The 16455-nt window shown below is 67.3% G+C and carries 19 protein-coding genes; 10 read left to right on the top strand and 9 right to left on the bottom strand.

Going from position 1 to position 16455, the window contains the following annotated elements:
• Positions 1-30: 30 nt before the first annotated feature.
• Both VB739_RS07045 and VB739_RS07040 read right to left on the bottom strand, forming a co-directional pair.
• Complete coding sequence (locus VB739_RS07045; protein ID WP_323356384.1) at positions 31-2592, bottom strand: ATP-dependent Clp protease ATP-binding subunit; 2562 nt, start codon at positions 2590-2592, stop codon at positions 31-33.
• A 177-nt stretch (positions 2593-2769) separates the two neighbouring features.
• The gene (locus tag VB739_RS07040; RefSeq protein WP_323356383.1) at positions 2770-3240 is read right to left on the bottom strand and encodes a GNAT family N-acetyltransferase; all 471 of its coding nucleotides are present in this window, start codon (positions 3238-3240) and stop codon (positions 2770-2772) included.
• Between the two features lie 56 nt (positions 3241-3296).
• Here VB739_RS07040 and lysA point away from each other — a divergent pair, with 56 nt between their 5' ends.
• The 8 genes from lysA to VB739_RS07000 are packed head-to-tail and all read left to right on the top strand — an operon-like array spanning position 3297 to position 10144.
• The gene (gene lysA, locus VB739_RS07035) at positions 3297-4712 is read left to right on the top strand and encodes a diaminopimelate decarboxylase (RefSeq protein ID WP_323356382.1); all 1416 of its coding nucleotides are present in this window, start codon (positions 3297-3299) and stop codon (positions 4710-4712) included.
• A gap of 48 nt (positions 4713-4760) precedes the next feature.
• On the top strand, positions 4761-5576 hold the full coding sequence (gene cdaA, locus VB739_RS07030; protein WP_323356381.1) for a diadenylate cyclase CdaA: 816 nt from the start codon (positions 4761-4763) through the stop codon (positions 5574-5576).
• Positions 5573-6361, top strand: a complete 789-nt coding sequence (locus tag VB739_RS07025; protein WP_323356380.1) for an isoprenyl transferase — start codon at positions 5573-5575, stop codon at positions 6359-6361. Before cdaA ends, VB739_RS07025 begins: the two co-directional genes overlap by 4 nt.
• Positions 6358-7335 carry a biotin synthase BioB gene (bioB, locus tag VB739_RS07020; protein ID WP_323356379.1) on the top strand — a complete coding sequence of 326 codons (978 nt, stop codon included), beginning with the start codon at positions 6358-6360 and terminating at the stop codon, positions 7333-7335. The genes VB739_RS07025 and bioB overlap by 4 nt, the downstream gene beginning before the upstream one ends.
• Positions 7332-8276, top strand: a complete 945-nt coding sequence (locus VB739_RS07015; RefSeq protein WP_323356398.1) for a rhodanese-related sulfurtransferase — start codon at positions 7332-7334, stop codon at positions 8274-8276. Before bioB ends, VB739_RS07015 begins: the two co-directional genes overlap by 4 nt.
• A gap of 4 nt (positions 8277-8280) precedes the next feature.
• On the top strand, positions 8281-9297 hold the full coding sequence (locus VB739_RS07010; RefSeq protein WP_323356378.1) for a DUF952 domain-containing protein: 1017 nt from the start codon (positions 8281-8283) through the stop codon (positions 9295-9297).
• Positions 9291-9791, top strand: coding sequence for a hypothetical protein (locus VB739_RS07005; protein WP_323356377.1), 501 nt, complete (start codon positions 9291-9293; stop codon positions 9789-9791). The genes VB739_RS07010 and VB739_RS07005 overlap by 7 nt, the downstream gene beginning before the upstream one ends.
• 23 nt (positions 9792-9814) lie before the next feature.
• The gene (locus VB739_RS07000) at positions 9815-10144 is read left to right on the top strand and encodes a hypothetical protein (RefSeq protein WP_323356376.1); all 330 of its coding nucleotides are present in this window, start codon (positions 9815-9817) and stop codon (positions 10142-10144) included.
• Positions 10145-10200: 56 nt separating this feature from the next.
• Here VB739_RS07000 and VB739_RS06995 read toward each other — a convergent pair whose 3' ends face one another.
• Positions 10201-10395, bottom strand: a complete 195-nt coding sequence (locus tag VB739_RS06995) for a DUF2256 domain-containing protein (RefSeq protein ID WP_323356375.1) — start codon at positions 10393-10395, stop codon at positions 10201-10203.
• A 112-nt stretch (positions 10396-10507) separates the two neighbouring features.
• Here VB739_RS06995 and VB739_RS06990 point away from each other — a divergent pair, with 112 nt between their 5' ends.
• Positions 10508-11539 carry a magnesium transporter CorA family protein gene (locus VB739_RS06990; RefSeq protein ID WP_323356374.1) on the top strand — a complete coding sequence of 344 codons (1032 nt, stop codon included), beginning with the start codon at positions 10508-10510 and terminating at the stop codon, positions 11537-11539.
• 31 nt (positions 11540-11570) lie between these two features.
• On the opposite strand, the gene VB739_RS06985 is transcribed toward VB739_RS06990, so the two are convergent.
• The 5 genes from VB739_RS06985 to VB739_RS06965 form a co-directional block, all read right to left on the bottom strand.
• On the bottom strand, positions 11571-12014 hold the full coding sequence (locus VB739_RS06985) for a nuclear transport factor 2 family protein (protein WP_323356373.1): 444 nt from the start codon (positions 12012-12014) through the stop codon (positions 11571-11573).
• Positions 12015-12027: 13 nt separating this feature from the next.
• Positions 12028-12273, bottom strand: coding sequence for a hypothetical protein (locus VB739_RS06980; protein WP_323356372.1), 246 nt, complete (start codon positions 12271-12273; stop codon positions 12028-12030).
• Positions 12274-12306: 33 nt separating this feature from the next.
• On the bottom strand, positions 12307-12543 hold the full coding sequence (locus VB739_RS06975; protein WP_216910803.1) for a chlorophyll a/b-binding protein: 237 nt from the start codon (positions 12541-12543) through the stop codon (positions 12307-12309).
• Positions 12544-12709: 166 nt separating this feature from the next.
• The gene (locus VB739_RS06970; RefSeq protein WP_323356397.1) at positions 12710-12853 is read right to left on the bottom strand and encodes a chlorophyll a/b-binding protein; all 144 of its coding nucleotides are present in this window, start codon (positions 12851-12853) and stop codon (positions 12710-12712) included.
• A gap of 344 nt (positions 12854-13197) precedes the next feature.
• Complete coding sequence (locus VB739_RS06965; protein WP_323356371.1) at positions 13198-14418, bottom strand: family 10 glycosylhydrolase; 1221 nt, start codon at positions 14416-14418, stop codon at positions 13198-13200.
• 123 nt (positions 14419-14541) lie between these two features.
• Here VB739_RS06965 and VB739_RS06960 point away from each other — a divergent pair, with 123 nt between their 5' ends.
• Positions 14542-15561, top strand: coding sequence for a glutathione S-transferase family protein (locus tag VB739_RS06960; protein WP_323356396.1), 1020 nt, complete (start codon positions 14542-14544; stop codon positions 15559-15561).
• On the opposite strand, the gene VB739_RS06955 is transcribed toward VB739_RS06960, so the two are convergent.
• On the bottom strand, positions 15446-16429 hold the full coding sequence (locus VB739_RS06955) for an ion channel (protein ID WP_323356370.1): 984 nt from the start codon (positions 16427-16429) through the stop codon (positions 15446-15448). The genes VB739_RS06960 and VB739_RS06955 overlap by 116 nt on opposite strands.
• Positions 16430-16455 lie beyond the last annotated feature (26 nt).

Raw genomic sequence — 16455 nt, 5'->3', positions numbered from 1 at the left:
TAGAAGTCGGCCGAACGACGTCGCGACGACTCAGGCGCTGGCGCCCGCCAGCTCCGGCAACGGAGGGGTGATCGACTGCTTGCGGATCACCACCTGCTTGTCGTCATCGACATCCACCAGACAGGCGTCGCCCTCACCGATCCGGCCGGAGAGGAATTCCTCGGCCAGCGAGTCCTCGAGCAGACGCATCACGGCACGACGCAGGGGCCGGGCACCGTAGCTGGGGTTGTAGCCCTCTTCCACGAGACGCTCCTTGAAGGCCTCGGTGACGGACATGCCGATCCCCTTGTCCTGCATGCGGGCGAAGACCTCCCGCAGCATGATCTCGGCGATCAACTTGACCTCGTCGCGGGTGAGCTGACGGAAGACGATGATCTCGTCGAGACGGTTGAGGAACTCGGGGCGGAAGTACTGCTTGAGCTCCTCGTTGACGAGTGAACGGATGCGGTTGTACTGGGTTTCCTCCACATCGCCGCCGCCGAATTCGAAGCCCAGGCCACCGCCACCTTTTTCGATCACCTTCGAACCGATGTTCGAGGTCATGATGATCAGGGTGTTCTTGAAGTCGACCGTCCGTCCCTTGGAGTCGGTGAGCCGACCATCTTCCAGCAGCTGCAGAAGAAGGTTGAACACATCGGGGTGGGCCTTCTCGATCTCGTCGAACAGCACCACGGTGTAGGGACGGCGCCGTACGGCTTCCGTCAGCTGGCCGCCTTCGTTGAAGCCCACGTAGCCAGGAGGCGAACCGATCAGCTTGCTGACGGTGTGGCGCTCCATGAATTCGCTCATGTCCAGGCGGATCATGGCGTCTTCGCTGCCGAAGAAGTAGGCCGCCAGGGCCTTGGTGAGTTCCGTCTTACCGACGCCAGTGGGGCCGGAGAAGATGAAGCTGGCGATGGGTCGGTTGGGGTTCTTCAGGCCGACGCGAGCCCGGCGGATGGCCCGGGACACGGCCTTGACGGCCTCGTCCTGGCCGATCAGGCGCTGGTGGAGGGTCTCCTCCATGTTGAGCAGCTTCACCGACTCGCTCTCGGTGAGCTTCTGCACGGGCACCCCGGTCCAGGAGGCGACGATCTGGGCGATGTCCTCCTCGGTGACCAGGGGAGCACGGCTTTCATCGGTGCCACCGTCATCGGCTGGAGCAACGCCGGCGAAGGACGACCCTTGCGCTTCGGCAGCGGCAGGGGCCACGGCGGCGGGTTCGTCGTCACGGCGGGCCTGGAGGATCGAGCGGATCTGATCGCGCAGTTCCACTTCCTTGTCGCGCAGTTCACCGGCCTTGGTGAAGTCCTGCTGGCGGACGGCGTCCTCCTTCTCCTTCTGTACACCACGCAGCTGCTTGTCGACCTCCTTGGCCGCCGGGGGCAGCTTGGAGTTGAGCAGCCGCACCCGGCTGCCGGCCTCGTCGATCAGGTCGATGGCCTTGTCGGGCAGGAAGCGATCGCTGATGTAGCGGTCGCCCAGGGTGGCGGCCGCCACGAGCGCCTCATCGCTGATCTTGAGGCGGTGGTGCTGCTCGTAGCGCTCCCGCAGACCCTTGAGGATCTCGATCGTGTCGACGACGGAGGGCTCGCCCACCATCACGGGCTGGAAGCGACGCTCGAGGGCGGCATCGCGCTCGATGTGCTTGCGGTATTCGTCGAGGGTGGTGGCGCCGATGCACTGCAACTCGCCCCGTGCCAGGGCAGGCTTGAGGATGTTGGCGGCGTCGATGGCGCCCTCGGCAGCGCCGGCACCGATCAGGGTGTGGACCTCGTCGATCACCAGGATCACGTTCCCGGCGGAGCGGATCTCCTCCATGATCTTCTTGAGGCGCTCCTCGAACTCACCGCGATACTTGGTGCCGGCCACCAACAGGCCGATGTCGAGGGTGAGGACCCGCTTGTCCTCAAGGATGTCGGGGATCTCGCCCTGGGTGATGCGCTGGGCCAGGCCTTCGGCGATGGCCGTCTTGCCGACGCCGGGCTCGCCGATCAGCACGGGGTTGTTCTTGGTGCGGCGACCCAGGATCTGGATCACCCGATCGATCTCGTTGTGGCGACCCACGACGGGGTCGAGCTTGGACTCGGCGGCCAGCTGGGTGAGGTTGCTGCCGAACTCATCGAGGGTGGGGGTCTTGGTGGATCCCTTGCCCGAGCTGCCGGACGCCACTTCAGCCGTCTCGCCGAGCATGCGGATCACCTGGGTGCGGACCTTGGCCAGGTCGACACCGAGGTTTTCGAGCACACGGGCGGCGACGCCCTCACCCTCGCGGATGAGCCCGAGCAGGAGGTGCTCGGTGCCGATGTAGTTGTGACCGAGCTGCCGGGCTTCTTCAAGGGAGAGCTCCAGCACCCGCTTGGCCCGTGGGGTGAAGGGAATCTCGACGGCGACGAAGCCCGAGCCGCGGCCGATGATCTTCTCGACCTCGACACGGGCATCCTTGAGGTTGACCCCCATCGACTTGAGAACCTTGGCGGCGACACCGGTGCCTTCGCCGATCAGGCCCAGCAGGATCTGCTCGGTGCCGACGAAGTTGTGGCCGAGGCGGCGGGCCTCTTCCTGGGCCAGCATGATCACCTTGATGGCCTTCTCGGTAAACCGCTCGAACATGGGGCGGGACCTGATGCAAGTGCAACCAACCTATCAGGATTGAAGGGCTGCGTGGGAGGGCGGGGACACTCTCAGGCGAAGGCGTTGCGCCGCAGGCTCTCAGGGGAAGCTGAAAACAAACAACAAGCCCAGAAGTATGGGATGTAGGTATAGATATCTACGGTTATCCGCACCCTTTCACCTCTTCAGGTTGACCCATTGGATCAGGGCATCCTCGCCACTGCGGTAGTAACCATGACGGATGCCGGCGGTGCGGAACCCCAGGGCCTCGTACAACCCCGTCCCGGGCCCGTTCCCGGCCGCTACCTCCAGGGTGGCCCGGCTGGCGCCGCTGCGCAGCCCGACCTGCATGAGTTCCTCCAGGATTCGGCGCCCCAGTCCCCGGCGTCGGTGGCCAGGGGCCACCGCCACCAGGGTGATGTGGAGCTCATCGACCACCAGCCAGCCGCAGGCCATGGCCAGCAGCTCCTGCCCCTGGCGCAATCCCAGGCCTGGCCTTGCCTCCTCCTCCAGCTCCCGCTGCCACTGGGCCAGGCTCCAGATTCCGCCGAGGGCGGCCCGATCCAGCTCCAGGCAGGCACCGACGTGCTTCGGGGCCAGTTGGATCAGGGTCGGGGATGGCAGCGGTGACGGGGACGGCACAGCCACAGCGCGCAGGGATCCTTACGATCAGACATCTTGATCTCTTCCCCGGGCAGGCCGTCATGGTGACCAGCGCATCTCCGGCGACCGATTCGGTCGCCCCTGCCGCCGGGGAGGCAGCGGCGCCGTTTGAGCAGGGCCTCGATCGCCTCAGCCCCAACCGCAACCTGGCCCCGATCACGGCCCGGCTCGATGCCCTCGGCCGGCTGGAGGTGGGGGGGGTGGCCCTGGGCGACCTGGCCCAGACCTACGGCACACCGCTGTATGTGCTCGACGAGGAGACCCTGCGGGCCACCTGCCGGGCCTACCGGCAGGCGCTGGCCGCCCACTACCCGGGCGACGCGCTGGCCCTCTATGCCTCCAAGGCCAACAGCTCCCTGGCGATCACGGCGCTAGTGGCCTCCGAAGGGCTGGGTCTCGATGCCGTCTCGGCCGGCGAACTGCTCACGGCGCTGCAGGGCGGCATGCCGGCCGAGCGGATCGTCTTCCATGGCAACAACAAGTCGGCCGAGGAGCTCCAGCTCGCCATCGACCGGGGCGTCACGGTGGTGCTCGACAACTGGAACGACATTGAGCTGCTCTCCGACCTGGCAGCCGGGCGGGCCAGGCCGGTGCGGGTGCTGGTGCGATTCACGCCCGGCATCGAGTGCCACACCCACGAGTACATCCGCACCGGCCACCTCGACAGCAAGTTCGGCTTTGACCCCGACCAGCTGGAGTCCGTGCTGCAACACCTGGCCGGGTGCGCCTGGGCCCGGGTGGATGGCCTGCATGCCCACATCGGCTCCCAGATCTTCGAACTGGAACCTCACCGCGACCTGGCGGCGGTAATGGCGGAGGCCCTGCTCCTGGCCCGTTCCCTTGGTCACCCCTGCGGCGACCTCAACGTCGGCGGCGGGCTCGGCATCCGTTATGTGGGCTCGGATGATCCCCCGAGCATCCAGGAGTGGGTGCGGGTGGTGGCGGGGGCCGTCGCGGAGGCCTGCAACCAGCGCCAGCTGGTGCTGCCGCGGTTGCTCTGCGAACCCGGCCGCTCCCTGGTGGCCACGGCCGGCCTGACCCTCTATTCGGTGGGCAGCCGCAAGGAGATCCCCGGCCTGCGCACCTACCTGTCGGTGGATGGCGGCATGAGCGACAACCCCCGGCCGATCACTTATCAATCCCTCTACACCGCCGTGCTGGCCGACCGGCCCCTGGCCGAAGCCACTGAGGTGGTGACCGTGGCCGGCAAGCATTGCGAGTCCGGTGATGTGCTGCTGCGCGACATCCGCCTGCCGGCCGCCTCCCCCGGCGACGTCCTCGCCGTGTTCGCCACCGGGGCCTACAACGCCGCGATGGCGTCCAACTACAACCGCATCCCGAGGCCGGCGGCGGTGTTCGTCCATGACGGCGTGGCCGATGTCGTGCAACGGCGGGAGCGGCCGGAAGACCTACTGCGCTACGACGTTTTGCCCCACCGTCTCCTGCCGGTAACCTGACCCCGTCAGGCGGCCTTCCCTGGAACCGGCCTGCCCATCTGTCTTGTTGTGATCTGGCTGCGGCTCATCGATTTCCGCCTGCTGCTGGATCTCCTGTTCGCCTCCCTGCTTGGGCTGCTTCTGCTCGGCCGGGTCACGGAGGCCCGCACCCTCTGGCTGCTGCGGGGGTATCTGTTTCTGGTGGCGCTGGCCTGGTTCGTGCAGCGCTACGCCAACCTGCCACTGACCAGCAGCCTGGTGGACGCCCTGGTGCTGGCCTGCAGCCTCGCCCTGGCGATCCTGTGGCAGGGGGAATTGCGGCGGCTGATGGAACTGCTGGGTACCGGTCGCCTGGGCGTGCTGTTCGCCGATCGCAGTCGTGATCAGTTGGCGTCGGGGTCGGTGAGCCTGCTCACCGAGGCCGCCGGCCGCCTGTCCCAGGCCCGCTGCGGTGCCCTGATCGTGCTCGACCTGGGCAGCGATCTGCGCCCCGAAGACTTCCTCAACCCCGGCATCCGCATCGACGCCCATCTCTCCGTTGAGCTGATGCTCAATCTCTTCGCCGTGGACACGCCCCTGCACGACGGGGCCGTGCTGGTCCAGAAGAACCGCATCGTGGCGGCCGGTGTGATCCTGCCCCTCTCGCGCCAGGGCCTGAACCGCTATGGCACCCGTCACCTGGCCGCCATGGGGCTGACCGAACGCCACGACGGCTGTTTCTGCATCGTCGTCTCAGAGGAAACGGGCACCCTGTCGCTGGCCTCCCAGGGCCGGCTGGAGCGGCCCATCACCAGTAGCCGGCTCCACGACCTGCTCACCGAGGCCCTGGCCTCCGCACCCACGGGGCGTAGCGTGGCTGCGGACCTGCCGGAACATCGCGGATGAGTCGCGCCCTGGCGACCACTCCATCGTCCGATCCCGACCAGCTGCCCGCCCAGCTGGATCCGGCTCGACTGCCCTCTCACGTGGCCGTGATCATGGACGGCAACGGCCGTTGGGCCCGCCAGCGGGGGCTGCCCAGGGCCATGGGTCACCGGGCGGGGGTGGAGACGCTCAAGCGCACCCTGCGCCACTGCAGCGACTGGGGCATCGGCGCCCTCACGGCCTACGCCTTTTCCACTGAGAACTGGACCCGACCCGGAGAGGAGGTGGCCTTCCTGATGGCCCTGTTCGAACGGGTGCTCGCCCGGGAGCTCGACGCGCTGGAACGCCAGCAGGTGCGGATCCGCTTCCTCGGCGACCTGGAGCCCCTGCCGGAGGGCCTCAAGGAGCTGATCACAGATGCCACCGAGCGCACCGCCGCCAACAGCGGCATCCACTTCAACGTCTGCACCAACTACGGCGGTCGCAGTGAGCTGGTGCGGGCCGCCCGCCGCCTCGCCGAGCAGGCCGCCCGTGGCGAGCTCGACCCGGCCAGCATCGACGAGGCTGTCTTCGCCGCCGAACTGTTCACCGCCGGCGACGCCGACCCCGACCTGCTGATCCGCACCAGCGGCGAGCAGCGCATCAGCAACTTCCTGCTCTGGCAGCTGGCCTACGCCGAACTGCACATCACCGAGGTGCTCTGGCCCGACTTCGACACCGGGGCCCTGTTGGCGGCGCTGCTCGATTATCAGGGGCGCGAGCGCCGCTTCGGCGGCGTCCATACCGGTGTCGAGAACGCCCCATGACCCTGCGCCACGACTGGTCCCGCCAGGAGATCCAGGCCCTGCTCGACCTGCCTCTGATGGATCTGCTCTGGCAGGCCCAGGGCGTCCATCGCAGCGCCAACCCCGGCTACCACGTCCAGTTGGCCTCGCTGCTGAGCGTAAAGACGGGAGGCTGCGAGGAGGACTGCGCCTACTGCCCTCAGTCGATGCATCACCCCAGCGATCTGGAGGGACGCCAGCCGCTGGCGGTGGCACCGGTGCTGGAACGTGCCCGGCAGGCCCGGGACGCCGGCGCCCATCGCTTCTGCATGGGCTGGGCCTGGCGGGAGATCCGCGATGGGGCGCCGTTCGAGGCGATGCTTGCCATGGTTCGCGGCGTGCGGGAACTGGGCCTGGAGGCCTGTGTCACGGCCGGCATGCTCACAGGCGGCCAGGCGGCCCGGCTGGCGGAAGCGGGGCTCACCGCCTACAACCACAATCTCGACACCAGCCCCGAGCACTACGGCCGGATCATCTCCACCCGCACCTATCAGGAGCGGCTCGACACCCTGGCGCGGGTGAGGAGTGCCGGCATCGACCTCTGCTGCGGCGGCATCATCGGACTCGGCGAGGGCCCCGAAGACCGGGCCGGGCTGCTGCAGGTGCTGGCCGGCCTGGATCCCCACCCGGAAAGCGTGCCGATCAACGCCCTGGTGGCGGTGGAGGGCACCCCGCTGGAGGAGCAGCCAGCGATCGACCCCCTCGAGCTGGTGCGGATGGTGGCCACCGCTCGCATCCTCATGCCCCACAGCCGAGTGCGGCTCAGCGCGGGGCGCGAGCAGCTGGGGCGGGAAGCCCAGATCCTCTGCCTGCTGGCCGGCGCCGATTCGATCTTCTACGGCGACACCCTGCTCACCACCTCCAACCCCGCGGTGAGCAGCGACCGTGAGCTGCTGAGGGCCGCCGGGGTGCGGGTGCACCTGGAAGGCCAGCCGCTCGCCGCCGCCGGGCGCTGAGGGTGCAGGTCGCCGCGTTCTACAGGTTCGTGACCCTGGCCAGCGAGGAATTGCCCGACTGGCAAACCAGGCTGCTGGCGCTGGGGAGCGAAACCGGTCTGCTGGGCACCATCCTGCTGGCCACCGAGGGCATCAACGGCACGGTGGCCGGATCGGCCTCCAGCGTGGCCGCCCTGCTGGAGCTGCTGCAGACCGACCCCCGCCTGGCGAACCTTGCGGTGAAGCGCAGCGAGGCCGAGGGGCGGGTGTTCCACCGTTTCAAGGTGCGCCTCAAGGCGGAGATCGTGACGATGGCCGAGCCGTCGGCCCAGCCGTCCCGGGGCACGGGGGTGCCGGTGCCGCCCGAGCACTGGAACGCCCTGCTGGGGGATCCCGACACCCTGACCATCGACACCCGTAACCACTACGAAGTGGCCCTGGGCAGCTTTGCGGGCGCCATCGACCCCGGCACCGAGACCTTCAGCGATTTTCCCGCCTGGGTGGAGCAGCGGCTGCGGCCGCTGCTGGCCGAGAAGCGCCCGCAGCGGCTGGCCCTGTTCTGCACCGGCGGCATCCGCTGCGAGAAAGCCACGGCCTACCTGCTGGCCCAGGGGTTCGAGGACGTGCTGCAGCTGCAGGGCGGCATCCTCAACTACCTGGAGCAGGTGCCGGAAGCCGAGAGCCGTTGGCAGGGGGAGTGCTACGTCTTTGATCAGCGGGTGGCCCTCAACCACCAGCTGCAGCCGGGCTGTTACCACGTCTGCCACGCCTGCGGTCTGCCCCTGGCCCCGGCCGACCTGGAGCTGGACAGCTACGTGGCGGGGGTGAGTTGCCGCCACTGCATCGATCGGTTCACCCCAGCCGACCGGAAGCGTTTTGCCGAGCGCCAGCGGCAGATGCGGCGGGCCGAGGCCTGCGGAGAGCCGCACATCGGCCGGGTCATGCCCCCCGCCGGCGCTTGAGCGGATGACGGCCGCCCTGCCGATCCTGTACAGCTTTCGCCGCTGCCCCTACGCGATTCGGGCGCGGCTGGCCCTGGCGGCGGCGGGGCTGAGGCCGGGTGTGGATCTGGAGCTGCGGGAGGTGCACCTGGGCCGCAAGCCCCCCGAACTGCTTGAGGCCTCCGCCGCTGGCACTGTGCCGGTGCTGGTGCTGCCGCCGGAAGCGGGCGCCGATCCCCAAGGGGCCGCCCGGGCGCTGCCGGACAGCCTGGCGGTGATGGACTGGGCCCTGGCGGTGCATGATCCGCACGGCCTGCGGCGCAGCGGCGAGCAGGCCCGGATCACCGCCCTGATCGAGCAGAACGATGGGGCCTTCAAGCACCATCTGGATCGTTTCAAGTACGCCCATCGCTATCCCGGCGACGACAGGGAGCTGCATCGCGGCGCGGCGCTCGAGATCCTGCGGGGCTGGAGCGAGACCCTGGAGCCTGGCGGCTGGCTGGTGGGAGGGCATCCATCCCTGGCCGACATGGCGCTGCTGCCCTTCGTGCGCCAGTTCCGGCTCGCCGATCCCGAGGGGTTAGACCAGCTGGGAGATCTGGCGCCGCTGCAGGACTGGCTGCAACGGTTCCTGCAGGGGCCCGAACTGGCGGCGGTGATGGCCGGGCCCTGGGCGCCGCGGCGGCCCTGGCGCTCAGCCAGGTGGATCTACCACCTGGCGATGGCTGACGAATGGCGCCAGGCCCGGGCCGCAGGGGTGTACGAACGCTCGACCCGCGGGCAATCGCTTCAGGATGTGGGCTTCATCCATGCCAGCGGGGCCGATCAGGTGGAGGCCACCTACGGGCGCTTCTACGCCGATGCGGGGGAGGTGCTGCTGCTGACCATCGACCCCGATCGCCTGACGGCGCCGCTGCGGTGGGAGCCGGCTCCGGACACGGGCGAGTGCTTCCCCCACATCCACGGCCCGTTGCCCCTGCAGGCGGTGCTCGCCGCCGAAGCTTTCCCGGCGCAGGAGCCCGCAGCCGGCCAGCGATGTTGAGCCTGGCTGCGCTGGAGGAGCGGGCCAGGGACCACGGCCTCCTGCTGCGGCTCCAGGTGACGGGGCTGGCGGGGGTGCGGGGGCTGCGGGTGGGAGTGGCGCGATCCCGGGCGGAACAGCCGCCGCTGCTGTTGGGGGAGCTCAAGGGCTGGTGCCTGCCCGTGGCCGATGGCCTGCGGCTCGACACGATGCGGGTGCAGGGGGAGCGCAGCCAAGCCGTGGGGCCGCTGATCTGGGCGGCCACCTTCTCCTGGGCCCTGGAGACCACCCCCTGCCGCTCGGCCCGCTTGCTGGCGATTCGGGATGGGGAACGCCAGCACCGTCGCCTGCGGCGCTACTTCCGGCGGCTCGGCTTCACGCCGCTGCGGGAGCTGGGCGGCGGCCCGCTGGATCTGGCCCCGCGGCTGGTCTGGGGCGGGGCCGGTCTGCTGATGCGGGGCGACTGCGACGAAGGACTGCAGCGCAGCGAGCGCTGGCTGGGGTCCATTCCCTGACCATCCCTGCCCGTGACCCGGCCATGCCCCGGGCACCTGCGGATGTCACCTGGGCTGGCTACGCCGACGGGTGGAACATCGAAAACCTCTTCCTTCCCGAGGCTGACGCCAGCGAGCAGGTGCGCGAGCGCTTCCAGGCCAAGTTCGCCAGCCTCGCCACCGACGAATGCCTCACCGCCCCGCTGGGGCGCGGCGCCCTTGAAGTGGTCGTCGAGATCAAAGGGCACCCGGTACGGATCTTCACCGCGCCTTTCAAATCCAAGCTGATCTCCTACGCCCGCCTGCGGGGGCTGGTGGAGGGCAGCCCGTTCGCCCCGAACGACGGAAACGAACGCTATCGCTACGCCATCTAAGGCCTGTACCGGCGCACCACCGAAGCGCTGACGCTGCGGGATCGTGTCAACCAGATTCACTCCAACTGCGCCGGATCACCGGCCCCGGAGGTAGGGCTGGTGCGCCACAAGCGGTTGCGGTTGCGGCTGCGGCGGCAGCGCTCGGAGCAGTAGCGCACCTCTTCCCACACCTCCTTCCACTTTGCCCGCCACTGGAACGGGCGTCCGCAGACCGGGCAGGTCTTGGTGGGGCGATCGACGTGATGAGGCATCCGGTCAGGGAGCGGAGCCGCCAGCCTGCCAAAACCGAAGACGTTGCCGTGACCCGCTCAAATGCTCCAGGCGTCTTCCCTACGCTGAGCGCAGCCATCAGCCCACGCGCGTGTGTCTGACGCCAGCTTCTATCTCATCGGCCGGAATGGCCCAGCGAAGCGCCTGGCGTCGGCGATGGAGGCCGTAACGGCAAGCGACGTGGACGGTTTTGCCTGGTTGCATTACCGCGAGGCCAGCAGGGACGAACTGGGCAAGCTCGTGGGTCTGCTGGGCCTGCACGCCCTGTCGATCGAGGATTGCTTCGATGATCATCAGATTCCCAAGATCGACGATTTCCCCGACACTATCTTCATCCTCTTCAACACCTTTCAGTACAGCCATAGTGTCCTCGACGTGGGTGAGATCAACCTGTTCCTCGGTCAGCGGTTTCTGGTCAGCATCAGTCATCTGGACTCCAGGCATCGTTCCTACCTCGATGGAGTGGAGAAAATGGTGCAAAGGGGCATCGAGGAAGCCCGGAAGGGCCCCTCCCACCTCATGCATCTGATCCTCGACCACGTCGTCGATCAGAAGTTTGTGGCCATCGAGGCCCTCGAAGACGAGCTGGATGGTGTGGAGGGAGCCCTGATTGCGGATCCGGCCAGTTTCAAGCCGGCCGAGCTGATCAGATTCCGGCGCTACCTGTTGCGCTTGCGCAAAAGCTTGTTTCATGAGCGCGAGATCCTCAGCAAGATCTGCCGAGGGGATTTTCCAGTGATTTCAGAAAAGGCGCTCTACCACTATCGCGACATCTATGACCATCTGGTGCGCTTCTATGAGGTCACAGAGTCATATCGGGACATCGTCACCAGCCTGATGGAGATGTATCTGTCGATGCTCAACAATCAGATGGCCAAAGCTGCCAATGACACCAACGCCACGGTCCGGCGCTTGACACTGATCACGACGATCTTCATGCCGCTGACCCTGCTGGCAGGCATCGGCGGCATGTCCGAGTGGACGATGATCACCGGCCCAGACAACTGGCGTGTCTCCTATCCCGCCTTCATGCTCGCCATGGTGGTGATCGGTTTTGCCAGTTACTACGTTCTCAGCCATCTGGACCGCAACAGGCCCACGGCGCGTCGCCACCGGTCCCGTTGAGCGATCGCCAGGGCGGCGGTGGCGGCCAACATCAGGCCACGAACCGGCCGTAGAGCCAGCGCACAAAACCTCCGACCAGAGGCACCGGGGCGAAGGTGGGGCCGACGAAATCGAAGTAGTCGCGGTGCTCGACAATCTTGCCGTCGACGCCGAAGCGGAGGCGGGTGGTGCCGGGATACACGAAATCGATACCTTTGATCGTCAAGCCCATGGTCCATTCGACGAAAGCCGTGTCCCCGGAGATGGCGACAGCGGCAGGCTCAAGGAACACGTCATCGCAACGCTGCATGAGACCCTCCTGGGCCACGATGTAGGCGCTGAGGCCACGCCGTTCCTGGGTGGGGTCTTGAAAATGAACGTCCTCGTCGTAGACGGCCCGCCACTGCTGCGCTGTGGGTCCGGGGGCGCCGTAGGGCTTGGTGAACAGGGCCCTGAGTGAGGCCTCATCCAGCGGTGGCTGCAGCGGGTCGGTCATGGCCGTGGCGGCTTCAGGCTTCGGCCGGCCGCGGACGATTCAGGACCAGGGCCGCGCCGCCGATGGCCACCAAGCCCAGGGCTCCGGCGGCGGCCAGGAAGACCAGGGTCTGCAGGGCCAGCAGGAACAGGCCCAGGGCCGATGCCGTCTTGATCTGCACCTTGGCCTTGACCAGCAAGGTGAGGAGCAGCAGCACCGTGGCCTGCAGACCGGCGATCCGGGCCGCCGTGAAGGGACAGAGGGGGGGCGGGATCAGCATCAGCACTGGGCGATCAGCATCAGGAGGGGGCGATCAGAAGCAGAACGGCAGGAACTGGGTGCGGCAGGCGGCGTAGCCGTCGGTCAGGGCACCTAGGCCAATCTGATGGGCGATGCCGGAACCGGTGATGGCTTCGGTAAGGACACCGATCACCAGGCCAAGCATGGCAGCGCGGCCGTTGAAGAGCTCAACGCGCTTGAGTTGCTCCATGTGGATGGAACGCTCGTCGTCGCCCTGCAGAAAAGGGGCGTTGGCGGGGGTGTTGGTCATGGGTTCAGAAAAAAGAGGGGGAGAAAGCTTGAGCCTTCAGACGGTCAGCGGATTCTGGGTTCCAGGTCGCTGGGGCGGCTGAGGACGAAGGTCACCATGCCGGTGAGCAGCACCACAAGGGCGACGACAACGGTGATGGCAGGGGTGTAGTCGGTTCCCATGGCGATCAACCCAGACCGATCTGGGAGAGGATGCCCTGGCCGGTGAGCAGCTCGGTGCCGAGGCCGATCACGAAGCCGAGCATGGCAAGGCGACCATTCCAGGTTTCAGCGAAGGCGACGAAGCCGAAGCGGGAGGGGGTGTCGGTCATGAGTGTTTCAGTTTGTTTCGTGAATTGTAACAGCTTGTAAAGGCTGGCGTCAGCCACGGCCGGCAGGGCAGGCAGCGGCGGCCCCGATAGCGACGGCGACGGCCAGCTCGATCTCGACGACCTGGCCGCCTTCGCCGCCGCCTATGGCCATCCCACCCTTGGCATCGCCGCCAACCTCGATCGGATGCTCGCTGGCCTGGGCCTGCCCCCCGGCCGCCACCTGTTTGATGGGGTGGACCTGGCGGAGCCGCCGCGATCGATCGCATAGGGCGCTCTCAGCCCACCTGTTGCAGGGCTGGAGCGATGGTCGGGTCCCCGACGCTCTGCTCACCCCACCAGGCCGGCTACAGAGACGGTGGCAGTGGCGGTGGTGGCGGCAGCCAGGGCCGTGGGGGGCTGGTGACCGCTGGACCGCCCAGCCATTCGGCAAACCCGGCGATGCGCTCCTGCGGGGACTCGGGACCGAGACTCCACAGGCTCTCGAAATAGAAGAACGCCACCCCAAGACCCTGGGCCCGGGTAGCGGCCACTTTCTGGCGGATCAGCGCCAGCGGTGTGGGTCGGTTGCGCTGGCCACTCATCATGGCGATGGCCGTGGGGATGCGCTGGCGGGCTTCCTGCACCTCGGGCCGGCTGAGGTGTGGGAGATAGCTCTCCAGATCGGGACGGTAGATCTGGACCAGCAGTTCATCGGCGATGCCGCGCCGCACCCACTCGCGCCAGTCCTGCAGCTGCAGCTTGTAGGCGAAGTCGTAGTAGTTGGGCGAGATCGAGATCGCGGCACCGGGGCGGGCCGCCCGCACCGCCCTGGCCAGCTGGTCCATGAAGGCGGTGATCCGGTCGGCCCGCCATTTCACCCAGGCAGGGTCCTCGGGGTTGGCCGGTGGATCCTTGCCGGTGTCCTTGCGGTAGAGCGCCGTGGTGAAGGGGTCGTAGCCGAACTCCCGCGGCAGGCTCATGTGGTCGTCGAACTGGATGCCATCGGCGCCCCAGTCGTTCACCACCTCCAGCACCAGGTCGGTGATCAGCTGCTGCACCTCTGGCCGGAAGGGATTGAGCCACACCACCGTGCCGGCGGCGCTGATCGAGGTGAGCCCACCATCGCGTTTCTGGGTCAGCCAGCTGCGGTGCCGCCGCGCCATGGGCGAATCCGGTGGCGCCATGAAACCGAATTCAAACCAGGGGATCACCTTCAGCCCGCGACGGCGGCCGGCGTTGATCACCTCGGCCAGGATGTCCTGGCCCTGCAGGCCCCGGAAGGTGAAGTCCTGCAGCTGGCGCACCTCGCTCACACGGCTGGGGTAATAGGCAAACCCTCCGTTCCAGACCACCGGATACAGCCGGTTGAAGCCCAGATCCGCCAACTGGTTCACCGCGGCCTGCATCCGGCCGCGATCGCGCAGCACCGGCATGTCGTTGGCGGTGAACCAGACCCCCCGCAGTTCCACCGGTTGCTCCTGGGCCAGAGCGGGATGGGTCAGTTGCGGCAGGCCAGAGAGCAGGCCCGAGAGCAGGCAGCCGCAGAGGACCAGGGCGATCCAGCGGAGGGGGCCGTGTCGCGTCAAGGGATCGGAGCTTCTGATCCCTCCACCATGGGACCGAATCCACTCCTGCAGCGGCCAGCTGCTGCCTGCCGAGCGGGTGGCGCCGCAGGCCCGTTAGGGTCCGCCGGCGTCATGACAACCGTGATGGGCCTGCTGGTGGAAGGGGTCTGGAAGGACCAGTGGTACGACACCAGCAGCAGCGCCGGTCGCTTCGAGCGATCTCGCGCAGCCTTCCGCCACTGGATCACCCCGGACGGTTCGGCCGGTCCGAGCGGGGAGGCCGGTTTTGCGGCCGAAGCCGGCCGCTACCACCTTTATGTATCGCTGGCCTGCCCCTGGGCTCACCGCACCCTGATCGTCCGCGCCCTCAAGGGACTGGACGCTCTGATCCCGGTCTCCGTCGTGCATTGGTTCATGGGCGCACAGGGCTGGACCTTCTCAGCAGCGGAGGGGGTGGTGCCTGATCCCAACGAGGGAGCCGAAGCCCTGCACCAGCTCTATACCCGGGCCGATCCCCAATACTCCGGCCGGGTCACCGTGCCGGTGCTCTGGGACAAGCACCAGCGCACCATCGTGAGCAATGAATCGTCCGAGATCATCCGGATGTTCAACAGCGCCTTTGATCACCTGGGCGCCCGGGAGGGTGACATCTATCCAGTAGCGCAGCGTGAGGAGATCGACCGGCTCAATGAGCGGATCTACCGCACAGTGAACAACGGGGTGTACCGCTGTGGTTTCGCCACCACCCAGGAGGCCTACGAAGAGGCGCTGGGTCCCCTGTTCACCACTCTGGATGGGTTGGACACGCAGTTGGCCACCCGGCGCTATCTGCTGGGCTCCTCGATCACCGAGGCGGACTGGCGTCTGTTCACCACGCTGGTGCGCTTTGATCCGGTCTACGTGGGGCACTTCAAGTGCAACCTGAAACGGCTGGTGGATTACCCCCACCTGTTCGCCTACATCCGCGATCTCTACCAGGTGCCGGGGGTGGCCGAAACGGTGAACATGGCACACATCAAGCGCCACTACTACCAGAGCCACACCATGATCAACCCCACGGGCGTGGTGCCGGTGGGTCCGGAGATCGACTTTCTCCTTCCCCATGAACGGGAGTCTCTGGGCGCAGCACCGGATCCTGCAAGTCCGTCTCATCGAAGCAGCTGAAATCGAGGCAGACGCTGTTCGGGCCGTCCATCCGCACCATGTCGCGGAACTGTTCCCCCAGCCGCAGGTCCGCCGCCCCATAGCTGCAGCGAAAGTGCACCGGAGCCAGCAGGATCTCGTCGAGCCCCTGGAAGGCCACCAGGATTTCGGCCTGACGCCGCTCCAGCTCTTCCCTGTCCAGGCCGAAGAGGGGGCTGTGGGGGTCGACCCGGTGCATCACGGTCCACATCAGCTGGAAGCTGATCGATTGATCACGCACCAGCGGCAGGGGCACGATGCGACGCATCCTGCGGCCGTTGCTCTCCTCATTCATGGCCAGGGAGGCCCGGATCCGCCCGTCCACCAGGCTGTTCTGCCGCACATTGGCCACCCGGAAGGTGAGGGTGGGGTGCCCCTGCCAGGGTTCGATCGTGGCCACACGGCTGAAGCGCAGGCGGGCCCGGCTGCGGGAGAAGCGGGAAAAGGCCAGACCGGTGGTGACGGCAATGAACAGCAGACCGAACAGGGCCTCCACCGTCACCACCAGATTCACCCAGAGGCTGCTGGGATGGAGCACCCCGTAGCCGATCGAGCCGAGGGTCTGGACACTGAAGAAAAAGGCATCCAGCACGGAGAGGCGCTGCCCGGCAGGGGCCCCACCAATGCCATCGAGATCCAGCGCGTAGAGCAGCGTGAAGGCGAGATTGAGCAGCAGATAGCTGGCGGCAATGCTGAGCAGAAAGCCCGGCCAGGGAATGGCCAGCATGAAGCGATAGGGCTCCCGCCAGTGGCGGTGCCAGCCCTGCAGCTCCTCCGCATGCAGCACCCCACCCCGCTGGCTCATCCGAACCGAACGGATCGGCTGGCGACGTTCAACCTGTTGCGCCATCCCCAATCCAGTGGTGCCGGAGGCCA

This window comes from Cyanobium gracile UHCC 0281 (assembly GCF_034931305.1).
In the GTDB taxonomy this organism is placed as follows: domain Bacteria; phylum Cyanobacteriota; class Cyanobacteriia; order PCC-6307; family Cyanobiaceae; genus Cyanobium; species Cyanobium gracile_A.
Note: the sequence above shows the minus strand (reverse complement) of the source record. Positions and strands in the feature narration are given on the sequence as shown.